This is a genomic window from Acidovorax sp. FW305-C-20-28 (assembly GCF_058783375.1).
Map to the genome: position 1 here is coordinate 72,017 of NZ_JBYSYM010000009.1, position 20,935 is coordinate 92,951.

The 20,935-nt window shown below is 60.9% G+C and carries 14 protein-coding genes and 1 tRNA gene; all 15 read right to left on the reverse strand.

From position 1 onward, the window contains the following. Nucleotides 1-6: 6 nt before the first annotated feature. The 15 genes from pglZ to AC3WOH_RS12675 all read right to left on the reverse strand — a co-directional run bounded on the left by pglZ (nt 7) and on the right by AC3WOH_RS12675 (nt 20,870). Complete coding sequence (gene pglZ / locus AC3WOH_RS12605) at nt 7-2,613, reverse strand: BREX-1 system phosphatase PglZ type A (protein ID WP_492229671.1); 2,607 nt, start codon at nt 2,611-2,613, stop codon at nt 7-9. A gap of 139 nt (nt 2,614-2,752) precedes the next feature. Beyond that, nucleotides 2,753-3,862, reverse strand: coding sequence for a hypothetical protein (locus tag AC3WOH_RS12610; RefSeq protein WP_492229672.1), 1,110 nt, complete (start codon nt 3,860-3,862; stop codon nt 2,753-2,755). Further along, nucleotides 3,832-4,500, reverse strand: a complete 669-nt coding sequence (locus tag AC3WOH_RS12615; RefSeq protein ID WP_492229673.1) for a DUF3226 domain-containing protein — start codon at nt 4,498-4,500, stop codon at nt 3,832-3,834. The genes AC3WOH_RS12610 and AC3WOH_RS12615 overlap by 31 nt, the downstream gene beginning before the upstream one ends. Continuing rightward, the gene (locus AC3WOH_RS12620) at nt 4,497-5,678 is read right to left on the reverse strand and encodes an AAA family ATPase (RefSeq protein WP_492229674.1); all 1,182 of its coding nucleotides are present in this window, start codon (nt 5,676-5,678) and stop codon (nt 4,497-4,499) included. Before AC3WOH_RS12620 ends, AC3WOH_RS12615 begins: the two co-directional genes overlap by 4 nt. 26 nt (nt 5,679-5,704) lie before the next feature. Then, a complete protein-coding gene (pglX, locus tag AC3WOH_RS12625) occupies nt 5,705-9,355 on the reverse strand; it encodes a BREX-1 system adenine-specific DNA-methyltransferase PglX (protein WP_492229675.1) in 3,651 nt (1,216 codons plus the stop codon). A gap of 87 nt (nt 9,356-9,442) precedes the next feature. Continuing rightward, entirely contained in the window at nt 9,443-9,754 is a 312-nt protein-coding gene (locus AC3WOH_RS12630; protein ID WP_492229676.1) for a type II toxin-antitoxin system RelE/ParE family toxin, read from the reverse strand. Next, nucleotides 9,751-10,200, reverse strand: a complete 450-nt coding sequence (locus tag AC3WOH_RS12635) for a hypothetical protein (protein ID WP_492229677.1) — start codon at nt 10,198-10,200, stop codon at nt 9,751-9,753. The genes AC3WOH_RS12630 and AC3WOH_RS12635 overlap by 4 nt, the downstream gene beginning before the upstream one ends. 119 nt (nt 10,201-10,319) lie before the next feature. Next, nucleotides 10,320-13,964, reverse strand: a complete 3,645-nt coding sequence (gene brxC / locus AC3WOH_RS12640; protein ID WP_492229678.1) for a BREX system P-loop protein BrxC — start codon at nt 13,962-13,964, stop codon at nt 10,320-10,322. Between the two features lie 50 nt (nt 13,965-14,014). Further along, nucleotides 14,015-14,602 carry a DUF1788 domain-containing protein gene (locus tag AC3WOH_RS12645; protein ID WP_492229679.1) on the reverse strand — a complete coding sequence of 196 codons (588 nt, stop codon included), beginning with the start codon at nt 14,600-14,602 and terminating at the stop codon, nt 14,015-14,017. Beyond that, nucleotides 14,599-15,192: a DUF1819 family protein gene (locus AC3WOH_RS12650; protein ID WP_492229680.1), complete on the reverse strand. Its 594-nt coding sequence runs from the start codon at nt 15,190-15,192 to the stop codon at nt 14,599-14,601. Before AC3WOH_RS12650 ends, AC3WOH_RS12645 begins: the two co-directional genes overlap by 4 nt. Nucleotides 15,193-15,507: 315 nt before the next feature. Then, nucleotides 15,508-15,583, reverse strand: a tRNA-Thr gene (locus AC3WOH_RS12655). 12 nt (nt 15,584-15,595) lie between these two features. Continuing rightward, nucleotides 15,596-16,603, reverse strand: a complete 1,008-nt coding sequence (locus tag AC3WOH_RS12660; RefSeq protein WP_184861009.1) for a class 1 fructose-bisphosphatase — start codon at nt 16,601-16,603, stop codon at nt 15,596-15,598. Nucleotides 16,604-16,635: 32 nt separating this feature from the next. Next, on the reverse strand, nt 16,636-17,478 hold the full coding sequence (locus AC3WOH_RS12665; protein WP_492229681.1) for a tetratricopeptide repeat protein: 843 nt from the start codon (nt 17,476-17,478) through the stop codon (nt 16,636-16,638). 16 nt (nt 17,479-17,494) lie between these two features. Beyond that, on the reverse strand, nt 17,495-20,209 hold the full coding sequence (gene pepN / locus AC3WOH_RS12670; protein WP_492229682.1) for an aminopeptidase N: 2,715 nt from the start codon (nt 20,207-20,209) through the stop codon (nt 17,495-17,497). Next, complete coding sequence (locus AC3WOH_RS12675) at nt 20,193-20,870, reverse strand: HAD family hydrolase (protein WP_184861003.1); 678 nt, start codon at nt 20,868-20,870, stop codon at nt 20,193-20,195. The genes pepN and AC3WOH_RS12675 overlap by 17 nt, the downstream gene beginning before the upstream one ends. Nucleotides 20,871-20,935: the final 65 nt, after the last annotated feature.

Below are 20,935 nucleotides of genomic sequence, written 5' to 3' on the forward strand. Positions count from 1 at the left end.
ATTCCATTAAAAGTCGCTGCCAAAGGCCAAGTCCACCTTGATAGGCAGGCGAAGCACTTCCACCTTAGTGATGGCATCCCGCATCACCAGGTCATAGCGGCGGTGCGGGTCATGCGCACCGGCTAACACCGTCAAAAATACAGTGCGTTTGCGCTCATCCAGTAGCTGAGAGGTGCTGTCAAACGTCAGCGTCTGCTCGTCGCTGATCGACGCGTCGCCCTCGCGCAGCGACACCACCACCGTGCGCGCCAGCACCCGCTCGGACACCGCATCGGTCTGTATGAACTCGAAACGCTGCGAACTGGTCACCATCTTGCCCACGTTGCCCAGCACGCTGATATTCACGGGCCGGGTCTTGGCGTGGTCGGCCTCGCTCTCACGCACTGTAATGACTGGCACCACCACCTCTTGCGGCATGGCACTGCCGTGCACAAAGCGAGCGCCCCCGGCAAAGTGAAAGCGGCTGGCACCTTTGGGCACCCAGAAATCCAGGCTGCCCTCAGGCGTGGTGCCCGCCGTCACCGCCGTATTGCCTGCCCAGGCTTTGGCGGTCGTGCCAAGGTTACGGCCGATCAGATAGCGCTTCTTGGCCTTGAGCGTGCCTGCGGGCTTGTCTTCCAGCGTCGATTTGTCGGCCCCATCCAGGGGTGACTCCTGGTAGATGAAGCCATGATCCGCCGTCACCAACACCGTCGAGCCGTTGAGTGAGTTGATGATGAAGCCCAGCAACTGCGACAACTCCTGCACCGTCTGCGCGGCCGCCTCAAAAGTCTTGGACTCTGACGCCTGCTTGTCGCCCGTCATGTCAATGCGGTCGTGGTAGATGTAAATGAGCTGGCGGTCACGAACCAGATCGCGGCCTTTTTCCTTGCCCAAGGCCATCAGGTCTTCGGCCTTGATCGCCATGCCGCCGACCGACTTCAAGTGCTCATTGCGCTGCTCCAGCGTAGCCACCAGGTGGCCATCAGCCAGCACATCGAGGTTGGCGCTTTCCTTGTACGCGAGTGTTTGGTGCGGCAGCAGCGCCGCCATGCCCAGTGCTGTGTAGCTGGGCAGCACACCGAGCATGGCACCCAGCGACGCCTTGAAACGGTTCTTGCCGTTGGTGAACTGCACCAGCTCCTGTGCCACTTCGTAGCGCAAAGCGTCTGAAATCACCACAAACACGCGCTTGGCGCCGCCGCTATACAAAGGCTGCACCTCACGCTCATAAAACGTCTGCTGCGGCGTCACGTCGGGCAGGGTCCAACGCTGCAGCAAGCCTTGGTCGCCTTCCATCACCTTGGCCCAGGCGGCGCCAAGTTGCGGCACAAACCAGCCTGAATAAACCCCCTCGATGGACGTGCGCAGCTCATGCAGCACTGCCCAGCCTGAAGGCTCCACAGCATCCGCTGCCGTATGAAAGTGGCGGTACAGCTGGTCAAAGAGGTACAGGTGCTCGCGGTATTGGCCGAACGCCGTGGCTGCATCGGCAAAACTAAAGCCCGCCGCATGGCTGGCCTTGAGGCTGAAAAAGTCTGCCGCTGCCGTGAGCGCGTCGTAGCAAGCCGCCAGCGCGCGGGTGCGCTCGCTGGCACTGGCCAACAAGGGGTTGGCCCAATGCCCGTCACGCCGCCGTGCAATCAAACCATGCACCACGTCCATGTTGGCACCCGCGCCAGCCACGATGCGTTGCTTGAGGTCTTGCACCACCCGCAGCTCTACCTCCTCGAAAGCCATGCACTCGGCCAGTTGCTCTGCCGTGTAGCTGGCCAGCAATTGCGCCAGGTTCAACTCCTGCGCCACGGCACGGGCCAGCACGTTGTAGCTGCTGAAAAACGCCAGGTGTGAGCGCCACCGCGCCGCAAACACCGAGGCATTGGCCGCCAGCGCGCGGTCGGGCAACACAAAGTGCGCCAACTGGCGCGGCGGCGGGCCGTCCAGGCACCGGCACAGGTCGGTCACCAACACGCGCACCAGCAGGTCTCGCAAGCAGGGGTCTGGGTCGGCATAGCCCAGTTGTGAGCGCACCAACGCCCAAAACGCCGGGGCCAGGTCGTTGGCCACAATGTCTTGCCAGGCCTTGGGCTGCGCGGTCAGGTCGGCCTCGCCATCCACCACCAGCGCGGCAAACAGCCGTTGCAGCATGGCAAACAGCTCAGGCTGGTCGGCGCGGGTCAGCACGGCCAACATCTTGCGATCCAGGTCTGGCGCACCGTCGCCCGGCAGCGCCAGGCGCTTGAGGCGCTCCACCCGATCCTTGGCGCGCAAAAACTTGGCCCGCTCTTTCACGTGGTGGCGCAGTGCCTGCGTGGTCAGGCCCAGGTCTTCCAGCAGGATGGACGTGGTGTCTGCCCGAAACGACTTGCTGCGCAGGCGCACGTCCAGCAGCCAGTCCTGCGCGGGCTCCGGCTCGGGCTGGGTGCTGTAGATCAGCCAGCGCTGGCCCGGCGCGCGCTCAATGTCAATCTTCACGCGCAGCGTGGGCGTCTCGTCCAGGCGCACCAGTTGCACGCCCTCGGGCGGCAGGCTATCGACCACGGAAGTGAACTCGTGCTCCACGTCGTGCCAGAACACCACCGGATGGGTGGCAAACAAGGCACTCAAGCTTTCCAATAAACGTTGCTGGCTCATAAATTTTGGGGTCTGGCTACTCGATGGTGGGCAATGCGGGGCCACTTAGTCAGCCGCGCTCATTTACCTTGGCGGACACTGGCACCCTTCGAGGGACACGTATGAACCGAGGAAATAGTGCAGCAGCCCGTTGCACAAATTAGCCGTCAATGATGCCGCGCCCCTCACGCCGCCTGAGTGCCGCTGACACTTGTGGAAAGCTCTTGACCGGCACTTTATGGCCACAAGCCCGGCCTTCGGGCGTAATGCCCAGACAGATGTACTCGTAGCTGTCCAGCATGAGTCCCCCAGCAGAGGGCTTGGGCATGAGCTTCATGGGGAGCAAGTGGGCAGGGCAGATCATCTGTTCGTCTTCCTCTCCGAGACTCGCACGCAATCGGCCATGCGCCTTGTTCAGCACATCCGGGCGAGTCCAGATCTCCTCGCGCTGCTTGCGAGATCCATCCAAATCGGCATCGGGTCGGCGCAACACAGATGTGCGCTCAGCTTCAGGGTCGAGCTTCAGCGTTGGGCATGGCAGCGGGTTGGGCGAAGTGCATTGCCAATAAAAGGTCTGCCGATCCGTCTTGGTATTGAAGCCACCTAACTGGATCCGCATGGCCCCACCACACTCAGGGCATTCCTTCGTTGACAGGATGCCAATTGATGCCGCCGCCTCGTCCCCCGTCACTGCCGCTGCAATTACATCGTCCTGCGCCTCTCGCAGCTCCTGAGCAGAACGCGCCGCTTTTGCTTCATCCAGTTCGCGTCGCAAGCGGTCACGCTCAGCCTCAATTTCACGCAAACGATCGAGATCGTTCTCCGTGAATCGTCCATCGCGCCGTCTCTTTTCCGCCAACTCTTGCTCTTCGTCGGCAAGATCCTTGGCCACGTTGAAATGGCGTTGTGCTACCCCGCGCATCAATTGGGTGGCCGCCTTACCGAATGACGAGTTATCAATCTCTTCCAGCACGGCCTTCACGGTCTCCCTGACCACGACCACGGCGCCTTTTAGAAAGGCCTTTGCACCTGCAAAAAGCGAATCAAGCCAAGCCATTGAAAGCCCCTTCAAAAGATGGATGCAAGGTAAATTGAGCTGCCGCAAATCCTCAGAGCAACGCTGCCGAGGGGGGATGAAAAGAAGCCACGCCGCCCCTCTGATTTGGGCAGTGCTGTGTTTACACCCACCAGAATTGGTCAACAGCCCGTTGACTAATAGGCTTGAAGCAACCTGATCGGTTAATTTGTCGGAAACACCCTCATCAGCCACGTCTTCAGCGCTTGAAGCTGTGTTGCCGTGTCATCCAGCAGGTCAGGTTTGGCGGCTTGCCACAGCCCATGGTCAGGCTCTGCCTGCCATGCCAGCCATGTGGCCACTTCGGCCTTTGAGCGCCGCAACGGCTTGAATTTGGGGCCACCTGGAATCTGGTCAATCGAATCCCTGACGTGCCGCATCAGCACCGCTTCACCAGGGTGAAGGTTTAACTGAATCCAGTCTTCCAGCATGCCATCGTCAGCGTTGTTGGGCATCAACCAAGCGCCAAGGTCATTCAGCCCATCGCTGTGGCCAAAAAGAAAACCTCCGGCACCAGATCCGGCCCGCTGCTGATAGCCCGCAGGGGTGAGCCGCTGAGTCAATTGATCCAGGGTGCGTGCAAAGCCGCCGCCATTGGCGTGCTGATCTGTGTCAATCGCGATAGCCAGCCGTTCAATCTGGCCATCCGCCAACTGGGGCAAATACGATATTTCCAGTACGTCAAACGCGGCTTGCTTCGTGTCCCTTGCGTGCCCGGCATCACGCGGCGTGCTTACCTTGACCTGAACGGGCAATTGCCACCGCTTGCACAGCTCTTCAAAGAAACCACGATCAGACTCGCCTTCAACGAGCAAAACATTGTGGGCGCTCATCGCACCTCCACATCTTGCTGGGTGATGTTCTGCAACGCAGCCTCATCAAACACCGTGGCGATCACCCGGCCTTGATCGCTGGTGCGCACGCTGCGGCCCAAACGGAACAGCACACCGTCTGTCTCTGTGCGCGCAACGGCCACTTTGGTAAAGCTCTCGATGCAATCCCAGCTGTGGGTGGTGGCAAAAACTTGCACGTTCAACTGCTCAGCCAGCTCAAAAACAAGCTGCCAGACCTTTTCCTGAACGCTGTAGTGCAGGCCGTTTTCAAATTCGTCGATCAACAAGAATCCGCCCTTTGCCCCCAACAGCTTCAACGTCAGCTGCAGCACACGCAACATACCGTCGCCCATGCTGTTTAGAGGGACGGGAGCGGGCGCCCCAGCCAACTTCACTTTGGCGCTGCGCTCAGGTCTTTGACGGTACAGAGCCCGGCTCTCCGAGGTAGTCCGAAATGACATGCTCCGACCGTCCGGGTTCCGAACGAACGCCAAATTCTCAAAATCAGGGGTAACGATGCGCATTGCGCGCCTCAAAACTTCCTCGTGCGGCGTCAACGCCACCTTGTCCCACTCCAATGCCAACTCGTCCTCTGAAATGAACTGCGTTGGCACCAAGCTGCATGGCAACGCCAGGCCTGAGTCGAATGAGAGCGTACGCACCCTCGATGAGGCGGGCACTAACAAGATCGGGGGCAAGGATTTTTCGCCTTTCACCACCTGCAGCGCTTGAGAGGTTGCGTCATAGAAAAGGTCCGGCGATTCAGCCTTCAGAACTGGCAGGCGCCGAACCACAGATCCGTTGTCAACCTTCTCTTCTGTTTCGACAAGGAAGACATGTTCTATCGTCAAACGTTGGTGCTGCTGCGTTGCACTTCCAATTTCGATTTTTACCCCGTCTTTGGTAGGGAAGCGGCGATCTGCGAAAAGCGCCTGGAACGGCAACTCTTCCGCAGAATCGCCCAAGTCCACATCACCCGTTGCCAACGGCTCATCGTGCTCAATCGCAATCGCCTCCAGCAACTGCCGCTGAGCGTGGCCCGCGTAAATGCGCAGCGCCTCCAGCACCGTGCTCTTGCCCGAGTTGTTCTTGCCCACCATCAAATTGACGCGCCCCAGCTTGGGCACCTCCAGGTGCTCCAGCGAGCGAAAGTTTTTGATCAATAAAGAGTCAAGCATGTGGTGTGCTCCAGTAACCGTCGATCTTAGTCATCTCCGGTGCCACCGGTGACCACTTTCACCCCCTCCAGCAAATCCCCAAACTTGCCATAGTTCACCTTCACGCCATCGTCCAGGTCGAGCTTGATGCGCATGTCGGCGTAGTGGCGGAGTTGTTCGTCGTAAGCCAGTAGCTCTACGTGCTTCTTCTTGAGCTTTTCCACTTCCTTGGCCAGCTTGTTGCGGGCGGCGGTGCTGCTGGCGGCTGAGGCGTCTTTTTGCAGCATCTCGATGCGGGCCTGCAATTTGCCGGTGAGGGGCACGACGTATTCGGCGCGCAGGCGGGCGAGTGTGCCCTCGTGGTAGCGGTGCAGATAGACCAGGGCCTGGAAGGCGCCTTGTTTGCCGCTGCTGAAGAGCCAGTAGATGGGACGCTTTTTGTAGGTTTGCAGGTGGTCTTTGAAGAACTTGTCGGCAATGTAGCGGCGGATAGTCTCGTTTGAGGTCTCAGACGCTTTGGTACCCAGGCTCTCAGCCAGCCAGGCCAAGTTTTCTTCCAGAGTGTCTGGCCCCCAGACGGCACGCAGAAATTCGCGGATGCGGCTGGGCGCGTCGTCGGCAAACCAGAGTTCATCGGTGATGGGGACGATGCCGTCGGCATCTGCGGGGAAGGTGGCGTAACGACCAGGCTCGAAGCCGATATTGCCCGCGTGAGCATAGATCAGGCCGGGCTCGTCGAGGCTGTAGCGGCCCATCATGCAGCCGATGGCGTAGGACACAACCTCAGATGCAGTGTCTCCGCGAAACCGCAGTTGGCGACCTAAATCATCTAAATCTGCATCGTATCGATAAGCTGAATTCACAGTTAAAGAAACCCTGTCAAGGGACACTTCTGGATTCAATGCAGCACCAAGATTCAATGCATCAATGAAGATTGCGTTGATTTCTTCCTCTAGCGCAGATGTGGCGTTTACAGCATCTTTGATTTCACTCTGCCACCCAATATAAGCGGCACTTAAGGTAGGACTTCCCCTTCCAGCCATTGCTACAACCGGGCTTCTTGTATATTCCCACGACCTTTCGTATGAATCCCAATCAGCCTTCGCTTGCTCTATGAGGCGATTCGCATTGAATGTTACTTTCAAGCGATTCTCGTTTGAAATTTTCGGATTTGGAAGGCAGGAAATGTGTCCCTGGTTGTAGTGCATAGCTGGAGCAACGAGCTGCAGCAAATGATCAGCTGGCTTGCTATTCAAAAATGCACATAACTCCAAAACTAAATTGGGATCCTCTGCGTGTAAGACAGGGCCTGGCTCAGAATAAATAAAGCCAACAGGGGAAAATCGGCAATTGAAAGTCGATATGGTCACCGAAGTCCAAGTTACGCCGGCCTTAAAGTAATAGTCCAGACTTTGAGGACGAGATCTTAGTTTTCCATTCTTGTCGAAAAATGACCTGATCGACTTACCGTCACTATTCCAATTTACAAAATAGTGATGGTTTCCAAACCATTTCCTGTACTCGCCGCCTTTTTGAAATGGGAACCAAGTTTTGCCGCTTTGCTCAGCATCTGCGCGCGATCTGCTTTTGACATCAGCATTGCCAATGGAAACTTCGAACCATAGTCGAAGAAAACGATCGTTATCGCCAGTAATCAACCCTTGCTTAGCATCAGCAATACTTCCAAGGTTCTCGTTGTCGACAAATGATCTAATTGTGGTTGGTGGAACCCAATAGGCAATTGGCTTATTTGGTATCAAACGAAAATCGTCAGGCTTGGCCTCAAATAACCATTTGCAGTCTGCATTATTTATAGCCTCAAGAGTCTTGATTGGCTGAAGATCGGCGCCACGAAATTCCGTTAATTTTACAAATTTTGCGTTGTACCCACGTGTAGATGAGTTCTGCAGTACAAAAGCGCAAATAGGGACAGCAGCTGATTCAAAGAAGGTGTGGTATTGCGGTTGAATCAACGACTGCAACGTATTTTCACCATGAACAATCTCCCTCACTCCTTCGAATGAACTTAAAAACATCCATGTAAACGGAGTCATAAATCCGCTAAATCCAGTCGACTTCACATACCCCACGAATCTCTCCATGGCTACTGCGAATAGATCAGACTTTGAGCGCGGGAAAAACTCAGCAGAGAATTCCCTTAACTCAAGATTCATGTTCTTTGACCCAATATACGGTGGATTCGCCACCACCGCATCAAACTGCATCGCCAGCACCTGCGACTGCTGCACCAACGGCAGCAAATCATCCGCAGCCGCACTGGCATACATATCCCCACTTTGCTTGACCGACGCCAGCACCTCAAGTAGCACCGCCAGATGCGTCTTGAGCACATAAGGAATCTGGATCAGCGAGCCAAAGGTTTTGGCGTGGTCAAAGGTTTCTACCAGCGCTGAGATGGTGGCGCGCTGCACCTTGAACGGGGCCAGGTGGGTGGCAAGCTCGTCCACGCTCAGTACCTTGCTCTCTTGCAGGCTCAGCACATTGAGCTTGGGTGGCTGCAGACTCCCTGCGGCATCCGTGGCGGTGAACAGGCGGCGGTCGTCGGCGCGGGCTTTCATCAGCAGGGCGAAGCCGGCCATTTGGGCGGCGCGGTCGTCAATGTCCAACCCAAAAAGGTTCCTTTCCAGGATCAGGCGCGGGATGGCTCGGGGCTGGTAGCCGCGCTCCAGGTAGATGGCCTTGAGCACGTCATACGCCACCACCAGAATGTGGCCACTGCCACATGCCGGGTCCAGCACGGTGATGGATTCGGGATTGAGGGTGTCGCCATCTTCGCGAACGCGGGTCTGGATGAGGGCATCGAGCTGGGCTTGCACCTCGGGCGTTTGCTCGGCAGGGGTGATGTAGTACGGCCACTCCTTCGCCAAGGTGCTTTGCGGGTTAGCCATGAGCCACAGGCGGCCCACGCTGTTTTGCACCAGGTATTGCACGATCCAGTTGGGCGTGAAGAGCTGGGTGGCGGCGGGGATGTCTTCGCTTTTGACCACCTTGCCAATGACCTGGTCCTTCTTCTCGCTGATGTAGAACTGGTAAAGCCAGCCGATGATTTCGACCTCGGCCCAGTCTTCTTCGGGGATCTCTGCCACCAGCTTGGCAATGACGGAGTCGCTGCGCAGCAGGTTGTCGGGCAGCAGCAACTCGGAGTCGTCGTCAATGCGCTCAAATAAGAAGGGCATGGCGCGCGACAAAAAGTTGCACTGGGCCACCAGCAGCATGCGGTACAGCTCGCCATCGCGGTTGCCCGCGAGCTTGAGTTCGGTGACTTTGGCGGCGTTCAGGCCTGGGAGTTCGTTGGTGAGGTCTGTGGCGTGGGTGAGGATGTCTGGCAGCCCACCGGAGGTGCTGGACAGCGCCCGGTGGCCGTGGCCCAGGTAGTCGTGCAGCTCCATGTAGCGCAGCGCGGCAAAGCGGTTGAACCAGGTGTAGGCCACGGCTTCCATGGTGTGGGCGAAGCCGTCGTTGTGGATGCGCTCAATCAGTTTGTCGCGCTGGCCGCTGACCTTGGCGGGCCAGGCTTGGCCAGCGATGACGGTGACGTCGCCCTGGGTTTGCGCGGGGTCTACTTCTAGCGTGCCAGCCTTGTCGGACAGGCCCAGTAGGTTGGCGCGGGCGGTGACTGCGGCGATGAAGTCTTTGCGGGCCTGGGGGGCGTAGGACTTGAGGTTGGACTTGTTCATGTTTTTACGGTCAAAAGTGGCTCTGGCGCTTATCTATAAAGCGCTAGCAGCTATTATTTTTGAGTATGTTCGAGGTGGGGATGTGCATCACCGATGAAATTTGGGTGGGGTGATGCGGGCCACATGCACCACGGCATGCACAGTGACGACGCACTGGTCTTCGTTCTGGTCGAAATAGACGATGTAGTTTTCGTGCGCGACGAGCTCATGCGCCCCGTTGACCCGCGTGCTGGTGCGGCGGGGAAAGTTGGGGTCGGCCAGGTGGTCCACCTGCCCGTCGATCCACAGCCACATGTCGATGGCTGCGCTGGCGTTGTCTTGTGCAATCCAGGCTTCAATGGCGTCGAGGTCTTGCCGGTATTCAGGCCGACGATCCACGCGGTAGGCGGCGCACGTCATTGCGGCGGCCGGGCCTGCAATGCTTTTTGTTGGGCCAGTTTTTCAGCGCGGATGCTTTGCCATTCGTCGGGGGTGATGGCGGGCTGCGTGCTGCCCCGGCTGGCCTGCACCTTGGCGCGCACCCAGCGGTCGTATTCGGCGGCGTGGGTGAGTGCCTGGGCGCGGTCGGGGCGGCTGCGTTTGTGCTCGGGGGCCTGATCCGGCTGCCAATTTTCCAAGCCTTCGAGCACGATGCGGCGCACGCCCAGTTTGTGCAGCAGCTTCAAGGCGGCGTCGGTGGTGCCAAACAGCCGTGCCTGCGTGCCACGCGCCTGCACCAGCGAAGCCTCGCCGGTGAGGGTGGTCACCTTCACGGCAAACTGTGAGCCCACGGGCTCTAGCGCCACCGACTGCACGGCCCCATGGGCAAAGGCTGCCTGAAATTGGGTTTGGGTGAGGGTTTGCATCTTGTGACTTGCGCTCGACTAACGTTAGTTGTTCTTCTTTATACGTTAAATTGCCATGGGGTGCCAGAGATTTGGCAACGGCCTGTTGCCGGATTGCGGGGGCGCCGTAAAACCGCCGTTTACTGCACGCGCGCTTTTTGCCCGGCACGCACCACGGCCAAGAGTTCGGACTTGAGCCGGGTGAGGTAGGCATCCACCTCAGCCTCGGTTTCCAAATATGGCTGATTGGAGAACTCGGCAGCGCGCACCACGCGGGTGGCTTTGGGGGCCGGTGCTGGACTTACCAAAGCGTTGGTCTGGCCGGTTTGCAGGGGCTGGGAGGTATCGCCGGGGCTGGCCACCCTGGGGGTGGTGGGCTTGGCGGCAGCAGCGGCCACGGTGGCTTCGATGAGGGTGATGGCCTCGTCCATGGCGTCGCCGCCTTGGCTTTGCAGGTACAGGATTTGCGCAATGCCGGTGAGGCCTGCAATGCGCGCCTTGAGGTCTTGCAAGGGTTTGAGGGCCTTGTTGGACAGCTCTGGGGTGGCGGCGGCAGTGGCATTGAGCTGCTTTTGAACGACGGCCAGCTTTTCGTCGATGGAAAGCAGGGCTTTCTCTCGTTTTTCCTGCGCCAGTTGCTCGTTAACGGAGGTGACCGTGGCCACCAGCGGTTCGATGCGGTTGACCAAGGCGTAGGGCTGGGGGTTGTCGCGGATCTGGGTCAGCTCGGCCAGTGCCGTGGCGGCCTGGGGCACCTTGTTCAGGGCTTCGCGGTTGTCTGCAAACTGGCTGAGAGCGGCTAGCAGCTTGCGCCAGGCGGTGATCTGGGTTTTGTAGAAGTTGACGAGGTCGTGGATGTCGTCAGATGTGTCTTGCCAGTCGTCCTTGGCGGAGAGCAGCGCCTCGATAAAGGCAAAGCTGTCGCGGATGGCGAGCTGCTGGCCGATGCGGGCCAGGGCGGCATCAATGGTGGCCTTGCCCGGATGGTGGGGGGTGGCGGCGGTGAGGGCGTAGCTTTTGAGGTCTGACTGCCAGTCGCCCAAGCGGGTGCGGTAGTCGGCCACCAGGCTGTCTTCGTCTTCACGGCCCAGTTGGCTGAACAGGTCTTTGTACAGCTCGCGCGCACGGCGCAGGGTGGTGGCGTCGGCGGTTTTGCGCTTGAGGATGGAGACTTGCTTGAAGCGGGCGGATTTGGTGAGCGGGTCGGCGGCGCTGGCGGGGTCCAGGTCACTGCCTTCTAGCATGAGCTTGACCTCGCCTGTCATGAACAGACGGGCGACGAGCAGCACCGTTTCCCACTCGGGCTTCCAGCCCCAGGGGATGCCCGCAAAGCGATCTACCACGTCGGACAGCAGCACGCGGGACTGGCTGGCGGCCAGTTGCAGATAGTCGCGCAGTTCTTGCACCGCCAGGGGGTTGCCTGCTTCACCGTTCAGTGCCAGGGCATGCTGCGCCAAGTCGCCTGCGCTGAGCACGGCCTTAATTTCGGCAATGGGGTCGGCCTGGCGCACCTTCAGGTAGGGAAGCTTGCTGTAGGTGTTGGTGATGAGGTAGTTGAGCAGCTCATCGAGCACGGTAGCCGCGCTGCTGGCCTTGATCTGCACCGGCTGGCCCAGGGCGTAGAAGTCGCCTGCGGTGATGAGCTCAGACAACTGGTGCACGAGGCGCTGGCGGCGTTCGCGGTTTTCATCCTTGCGGTCGGCCAGGATGCGCTTGAGTGATGGGGTGGCCTGATCGGCTTTGGGGCTGACGATGTACTTTTCGATTTGCTGGTAGATGGCCAGCTCGATGTCGAGGCGCTCGCCCTCGGCCAGGCGCACGATGGCCCGTCCGGCGCCTTCGCTGCTGCGCAGGATGCATTTGGCGCTGTGCAGTTTGTCGTAGTCGTCGCCCAGCGGGGTGAGCACTTCAAAGCTGAGGGCGTGGCTTGCCTGGCGCCAAGGCGCGCCGTCGAGCAGGCGGTTGAATTCGTAGTCGGACTTGGTATCGCGGTGGCGCACCTTGGTCTGGCTGCCCAGGATTTCATCGAACACGATTTCGGCCAGCAGGCGGGATTTTTCTGCAGCAGAAACGTCCACATGGCCAATCTCGCGGGCCACGTCGCGCTCTTCATTGGTCAGGAAGAACCACTGGTCGCCGTTGCGGCTGACCAGGCGTTGCTGCTCCAGCCGCGCCAGGCTCTCTTGAATTTGGCGCTTGAGTGCGAGCTTGTCGGCGTCGATCTTGTCAATGCACAGCGTGGCTAGGTTGTCGATGTTGGGCTTGACGATGTCGGGGATGTACCGGATTAGGAACATCGCCTTGAGCAGCTGGCTGTCGTAAGGCTGCAGGGCCGGGTTGAGCGGTGCCTCGTCGATGGAGCGCTTGGCCATGCCGTCGATGAAGCTTTCGATGGACGGATAGAAGTCGTACAGCGGAACCAGCACGTCGATGCCGTTGGGGGCGTTGCGCACGGCAGCCGACTGGAAGGCGTCGAGCAATGAGCGTTCGCCGCGTGAGAGGTGCTTGCCGGTGGCGCCCACTTTGCGGATGGTTTCAAAGATCTTCTGCAGCAGCGTGAACTGGTACGGGGCAAAGGGGTAGCAGTTGACAAATTCAGCGGCATCTTTGTAGCCGCGCAGGCTGACGGCATTGCCGACAAAGCTGAGCTGGTTGTTGATGACGTCGCCCTTGCTGGCAAAGGCGTCGCGCAGCAATACATGGGCGGCTTCGGTCTTAGAGAGCAAGCGTTCGCCAATCACTTCGTCGGTGTTGCTGCTGGCGAGGGAAAGCCGCGTATGAAAACGCCCTTGAATCTTGGAAAAGTCTTGCGACTTGGCTTTGTTGGCCTCGCCAATGGCGGCGTCGATGTCTTCCTGGCTGGTGACGATGACCCAGGCGCGGCCCTTGCACTGCGTGCCCAGCTGCTCGGTGATGGTCTGCAGGCTGAGCATGAGCTGCGAGTTGGCGCCAATGAATTGCCCCACCTCATCGACCAGGAAGATGACTTTATGACTTGCGGTCCGGGTGGCCAGGTAGTCGTTGACGACCTTGGCAAAGCTTTCGATGTTGATGCGAAAGTCATCGCGGGCACGGTCAAACCACTGGCCTGCAGACTCGGGGGTCATCTTGAGGGCCTTAGCAAGCGCAACCACGATGTCGTCACGCAAGAAATCGACCGCGTCGCGCTCTTGCTCCCAGGTGCTGCCGTTCGATGCGGCAAAGGCTGCCTTGAAGGTATCGAGCGCACCTTTGGAGACCAAGTGGCGCTCCATGTCGGCGATATGCGGCGCGTCGCCTGAGTAGCCCAGCTTTTCATTGAAGACGCGCAGGAACACCTGCAGGATGGCATTGCGGTCTGTCTTGCTGTCGGCCTTTGCGTCAATGTTGAACAGAATGACGTCGGCACTGCCCTGAACGGCGCGCTGGATGTCGGCCTGCAGCATGGCGTCTTTGATTTTGTGGTGATCGAAGAACTGCGCTGCGCTTCGCTTTTCTCCCGTTTCGGGGCTTTGCGCCTGCAGGTTTTCCAGCAGGTACGACAGTATCTTGATGAAGTGCGATTTGCCAGAGCCAAAGAACCCGCTGACCCAGACGCCCATGCGGTCGGTGATGGCCGCGTCGTGCGGACGGTCGATGGCGGCCAGATAGGCGTCAAAGAATCTGCGCAGGTATTCGCTGATCTGTTTGGTGACGACGTATTCCTCTAGCTCTTGCCAAACGCTGGCTGCATCCATCTGGTCGGCTTTGATAACACCGTTGATGGGGCGGTCGATGGGCTTTTGGAACAGGTCGCGAATGATCATGGGGCTGTTTGGGAAGATGGTCTGGTGGATGCGTAGGAAGTGGAGAGCAACTAGGTCGCTTCAGGGACCAGGCGGAATGCGCGGTAGTAGTGGTCTTCAGCCTGTGTATTGAACAAGCGCAGTGAGTGACCGTCGTACCGGCCAGGAAAGAACATGAGCAATGGCGTGTTACCCATGATCGGGTGTAGCGCAGATAGCAGGGTGTGGGTGCGCAGCATGGGGTACACGGCGCCCACGCCAGTGAGTACGAGCAAATCTAGCGCAGCTATGTCATGTCGAGCCGCAATTTTCTGGGCCAGCTTGTCTTCTTTGAGCACGGAGCGCAGAGCAACCAGGGCACTATCGTCGCCCTTGGCATGTTGCATGGCGATCGCTTTTTCGAGCAGGTTGCGCTCTTCTAGCAAGTCGGTTACGAGTTCCAGCAGATCCACGACGCAGCAGCGAATGGCGGGCGACTGCTTGCCCAAGGTCGGTACCACTGTGCCTGATAGGAAGTCCCGCACCTCCATTTCACGGTCAGGCGGGTAGTCAAAGATCCAGAAACCAATTTCGTTGCCCAGCCCCTTGCTGTCGAGGAAATCCCGCGAAGTGATACGCGGCAAGATTTGATTTAGGCGTTCTTCAAGGCTCAGCGTCATTGCGCGCGCTCCAGGCATTCGAGGACATAGGTTTCATGGCGCTCACTGAGGTAGCGCCGCACGTCAGGGTGCAAGGCCCTCGGGGTGAGCGTCATGCTGCGGACATTGTCTAGGTATTTGGCCTCTGCAAGCACGCGAAGAATTACCTGGAACAGTTTCGCTCGCGTGGAATCGCTCCACAGCGCGACCGCAGGGTCGTGGTGGGCGCATTCGGCCAGGAATTCCGGCCAGTCGTGTGGCGTCAGGGAAGGTTCGAGTCGCCGTTGGCGCAGGGCATAGACATTGCGCAAGAAGTCGCCCAGCAGCGCGCTGTGTTTGATGGCAGCAGCGAGCAGCAATTGAATGTGCACTTCGCTCTCGCGCTCGGCGATCATCTTCCAGCCCCGCGCATCCACCGTTGCCAGGCGTTTGCGGATCAGCGTAGCCTGCCGCCGCGCGGTGGCGGGGGTCTTCTTTTGCAAAATATTGTCGGTTTCGATGGCATGGCGCCAGGTGGTTTCGTCCGGCTGCGTGAGCAACAGCGCGGCGATGCGCTTGCTTTCGAGCGGCATAAGCGATCCGGCGGAGATTTCTGCGTTGTAGGTATGCACGGGGCGACGGCAGCGTTTAAAGAAGTATTGTCAGCGTGCAAAACTGCCAAACCCTTCTTCTGTCATCAGTATTCGCACAAATGCTAGATCCCAGCGTGTGTCCCCTGGGACATAGCCTGTTTTTTCGAGCTCTGTCCCCAAGGACACGAATGGCTTGTCCCTAGGGACAGGTGTATTGGGGTCGAATTGCTTTGGTGCAATCTCGCTAGCTACCGGGAGGCGGGCATTCGGAAATCGTCTTACATCCGCCCTTACATCGAACGCAAAAAGAAAAACCCCGCTATCTTATGGATAGCGGGGTTTCCTTTACTGACTTGGTGCCGGAGAGATGAATCGAACACCCGACCTTCTCATTACGAATGAGCTGCTCTACCGACTGAGCTACACCGGCGTAAGACTTAGATTATAGCGTGGAATGGTAGCTTGTCACGCGTTCCACCTCATTTTTTGATCCAAGAATCACACTGACGCGTTCGTGCAACTGCGTGGGCTGGATGTCCATGATGCGCTGCTTGCCGTTGGTCGCGGCGCCGCCGGCCTGCTCGATGAGCCAGGACATGGGGTTGGCTTCGTACATCAGGCGCAGCTTGCCGGGCTTGTTGGGTTCGCGCTTGTCCCAGGGGTACATGAAGATGCCGCCGCGCGTGAGGATGCGGTGCACGTCGGCCACCATGCTGGCGATCCAGCGCATGTTGAAGTCCTTGCCGCGCGGGCCTTCCTTGCCCTGCAGGCATTCGTCGATATAGCGCTTCACGGGCTCATCCCAGTGGCGCATGTTGCTCATGTTGATGGCGAATTCCTTGGTGTCCTCGGGAATGCGCACGTTCTCTTCGGTGAGCACGAAGGAGCCTTGCTCGCGGTCGAGCGTGAACATGGCCACGCCGTCGCCCACGGTCAGCACCAGCGTGGTCTGCGGGCCGTAGATGCAGTAGCCTGCGGCCACCTGCGCCGTGCCGGGTTGCAGGAAGTCACCGGCCTCCACGCCGCGGTCGTCATCGGGCTTCTTGAGCACGCTGAAGATGGTGCCGATGCTCACGTTCACGTCGATGTTGCTCGAGCCGTCGAGGGGGTCGAACAGCAGCAGGTACTCGCCCTGCGGGTAGCGGTTAGGCACCAGGTAGATGCCGTCCATTTCTTCCGAGGCCATGGCAGCCAGGTGGCCGCCCCATTCGTTGGCTTCGATCAGCACTTCGTTGGCGATGATGTCCAGCTTCTTCTGGATTTCGCCCTGCACGTTTTCGCTCGATGCCGAGCCGAGCACGCCGCCCAGGGCGCCCTTGTTGACGGCCTGGCTGATGCTCTTGCACGAGCGGGCCACCACTTCGAGCAGCAGGCGCAGTTGCGAGGGGATGTGCCCGTCGATGCGCTGCTGCTCGACCAGGTAGCGGGTAAGGGAGATGCGGGAGCTCATCGGTGGATCGTCCTAGGCTTGGGTTTTGTGAATTACTTGGATTGCTGCTCGCGTTCCGCCAGCTCGGCCAGCGTGGCCTCTGCTTCGTCGAGCAGGTCCTGGTCGCCGCTGGCGCGGGCGATGGCCACCCGCTGCGTGAGCAGGCTGCGCGCCAGGGCGCTGTCGCCGGTCTCGTGGGCCAGCACGCCTTGCTGGAACAGCGTGTCCAGCACGATGCCATCGTCCTTCAGCGCCTGACCCAGGGCCAGCCGCTGCTGCAGATAGCCTTGGGCCTGGGCATGCTCGCCCAGCTCGTAGGCGTTCTGCGCCAGGTTGTTGACAAGGCCGGCGAGGCGTTGGTCGGTGTCGGAGCCGAAGACGCGTTGCGCGTCGGCCAGCAACTGTTGGTTGTGCGCCAGGGCATCGGCAAAGCGGCCGGCCTCGTGCAGGGCATAGCCGATCTCCTCGCGGATGCCCAGCTTCTGGTCGGCGCTCAGCGTGGCGCCTTCCTGGTCGGCCCAGTGGGCCGACTGGCGCAGGTGGTCGATGGCGGTGTCGTACTCTTCGGACTGCAGGGCCGACTCGCCGATGGCGTAGTGCTTCTGGCAACGGTCCGCCGTGGTGAGGTTGCCCAGCACCGAGTGGATGGCCAGGGCGCGCAGCCCCAAGGGCAGACCCTCGTCGTCCATCTGGCGCTTGGAATACACCACGAACTGCAGCCACAGCAGCTGCGCCAGTTCGGGCGACTCGGCGCCCAGGCTTTCGGCCAGCGGGCGCAGGGCGGCCAGGTCGGCCGACATGGCCGAGCCGCTGAACATGGCGTCGGCGTCGTACACCGTGTCGAGCAACTGGTTGAAGCGCCGCGCGAACTCCTGCGCGGAATCGGTGAATGCCATGGTGTTTCGCTTGTCGTCAGTCTGCCAGCGCGCGGGTGACCACCTCGCGCACGTCGTTGCTCAGGTCCGGGCGCGTGGCCACGCGGGCAATCGCCTCGCGGGCCGCCGTGCGCCAGGGGTCGGCCAGCTTCTTCCAGCGGTCCAGCGCGCGCGCCAGGCGAGCGGCGACCTGCGGGTTGATGGCGTCGAGTTCGATCACACGGTCGCTCCAGAACACATAGCCCGCCGCGTCGGTGCGGTGGAAGGCGCCGGGGTTGGCGCTGCAGTAGCTGAAGATCACGCTGCGTGCGCGGTTCGGGTTCTTGAGGCTGAAGTCCGGGTGCTGCATGAGTTGGCGCACGGCGGGCAGCACGTTGCCGCCCTTGTCCGGGGCGCCGGCCTGCAGGGCGAACCACTTGTCGATGACCAGGGGCTCGTCCTTGAACAGCGCATGGAAGCGCGCCAGCGCCGGGGCCGCCAGCGTGCTGCCACTGGCGACCAGGGCGGTGAGCGCGTTGAAGCGGTCGGTCATGTTGCTGGCCACCTTGAAGCGCTGGTAGGCCTTGCCGGGCCAGACTTCATCGCCCGTGCGCTGGGCGGCGATGCACAGCATGTGCAGCGCCATGCCGCTGAGCGAGCGGCGGCCGGACGAGACCGGGTCGGGGCTGTAGCCACCGGTGTCCTGGTTCTGTTCCCAGGCCCATTCCCAGTCGGCCTTGAGCGCCAGGGCCAGCTGTTCGCGCATGGCTTCGCGCACCGCGTGGATGCGCTGCGGGTCCACCACGTCGAGTTGCTCGGCTATGTAGGTCTCGGACGGCAGGGTCAGCACCAGTTCCTTGAACGCTGCGTCGAGTGCCGGGTTGCGCAGCACGCCGCGCAGGGCGTCCACCACGGCCGCGGGGAGGATGTCGCCGCTGGCAGGGCCGCTGCCGCTGATGGCATGGATGGCGGTGCGCAGCGCCAGACGCTGGCCGGCCTCCCAGCGGTTGAAGGCGTCGGGGTCGTTGGCCAGCAGGGTGAGCAGTTGCTCGTCGGTGTAGTCGATGTCCAGCACCACGGGGGCGCTGAAGTCGCGCAGCAGCGAAGGCACGGGCGCGGCATCGAGGCCGGTGAATACCAGGGTTTGCGAGGCCTCGGTCAGCACCACGGTGCGCGATGGCGCACCGGCGGCGTCCTCGCCCTGCAGCTGCAAGGGCAGGGCGGCGCCTTCGTGCGTGAGCAGGCCCAGGTTGACGGGGATCACGAAGGGCAGCTTCTCGCTCTGGCCCGGCGTGGGCGCGCAGCTTTGCGACAGCGTCAGCGTGTAGGTGCGGGCGGCGGCGTCGTAGCTGCCCGTGGCCTTTACGCGCGGCGTGCCGGCCTGGCTGTACCAGCGCTTGAACTGGGGCAGCAGGCGCGCGAGGTCGCTCGCTGGGTTGGCGTCGGCAATGGCCTGGGCGAAGTCGTCGCAGGTCACGGCCTGGCCGTCATGGCGCTCGAAATACAGCTTCATGCCCTTGGCAAAGCCTTCACGGCCCACCAGGGTGTGCATCATGCGCACCACCTCGGCACCCTTTTCGTAGATGGTGACGGTGTAGAAGTTGTTGATCTCGATGTAGCTGTCGGGCCGCACCGGGTGGGCCATGGGGCCGGCGTCTTCGGGGAACTGGGCGGTGCGCAGCACGCGCACGTCCTCGATGCGCTTGACGGCGCGGGCCGAGGGGCTGCCCGCCAGGTCCTGGCTGAACTCCTGGTCGCGGAAGACGGTGAGGCCTTCCTTCAGGCTCAGCTGGAACCAGTCGCGGCAGGTCACGCGGTTGCCGGTCCAGTTGTGGAAGTACTCGTGGCCGACCACGCTCTCGATGTTGGCGAAGTCCACATCGGTGGCGGTTGCCTCGCTGGCCAGAACGTACTTCGTGTTGAAGATGTTCAGGCCCTTGTTCTCCATGGCGCCCATGTTGAAGTCGCTGGTGGCGACGATCATGAAGCGCTCCAGGTCCAGCGGCAGGCCGAAGCGCGCCTCGTCCCAGGCCACGCTGGCCATCAGCGAGTTCATGGCGTGCTCGGTCTTGCCCAGGTCACCGGGGCGCACGTAGACCTGCAGCAGGTGGTCGGTGCCGGCGCGCGCGCGGATCTTCTGCTCGCGCGCCACCAGCTTGCCCGCCACCAGGGCGAACAGGTAGCAGGGCTTCTTGTGCGGATCGAACCACTTGGCGAAGTGGCGGCCTTCATCGAGGTCACCGCTTTCCACCAGGTTGCCGTTGGACAGCAGCACCGGGTACTGGGCCTTGTTGGCGCGCAGGGTGACGGTGTAGCTGGCCATCACGTCCGGGCGGTCCAGGAAGTAGGTGATGCGGCGAAAGCCCTCGGCCTCGCACTGCGTGAAGAAGGTGCCCTGGCTCACATACAGGCCCATCAGGTGCGTGTTCTTGGCGGGGCAGCAGGTGGTGAAGATCTCGAGTGCGAAGGCATCCGTGCCCGTGGGCAGATTCTCCAGCACCAGTCGGGTGCCTTCCATCTTGAACGAGGTGCCCTGGCCATTGACCAGCACGCGCGCCAGGTTCAGGTCCTCCCCGTCGAGCTTGAGCGGCTGCTCGGCCACGTCCGGGTTGCGGCGCAGCGTCATGCGGTTGAGCACGCGCGTCTTGGCCGGGTCCAGGTCGAAGGTCAGCTCGACGCTGTCGATCCAGTAGGCAGGGGCGGTGTAGTCCTCGCGGCGGATGGCGGTGGCCGGGCCGGCTCCGCTGGCGTCGGCGTTATGCGATGGCAACATGGATGCGCTCCAGAAAGTCGGTGTTCATGAGTTCGTTGTAGTCGCGCACGGCGGCCAGCACATGCGGGCCGGCGAGTTCCTGCGCGCTGTGGGTGCTGCACACCGCCACGGCATGCATGCCGGCACGGCGCGCGGCCTCGATGCCGAAGGGGGCGTCCTCGAAGACGACGCAGCGCTCGGGCGCGACGCCGATGCGGCGTGCCGCCTCCAGGAAGATGGCCGGCTGCGGCTTGCCTGGCAGGCCCTCGTCGCCGCGCACGATGGTCAGCGGCTCGGGCTCCATGGACAGGCGCGCCATGGCAAACGCCACGTTGTGGATGTCGCCCGCCGTGCCTACCGCCAGCTTGTAGCCCTGCACCGAGGCATGGGCGGCAAAGGTGCGAAAGCCCGCCACCTCGGCGAACGAGGGGCCGAACAGCTCGCGGTAGATGTCTTCCTTCTCGCGCGTGAGCGCGTCGGCCTCGGCCTGTTCCACCTCGCGCTGCAGCAGCTCGCGGATGCACTCGGTGCCGGTACGGCCCGTGGTGCGGGCCATGAGGTCGGGCACGTCGATGGCCATGCCGCGGCGGCGCGTGAACTCGACCCAGGCCTTGGCGTGCCAGGGCATGGAGTCGATCATGGTGCCGTCCATGTCGAAGATGAAGGCTTCGACCGGGATCATGCGCAGCCCCCGACCTGGCAAGGGCTGCCGGTTCGCTCGTTCGTGGCGGTGGCGGCTGCTGCGGT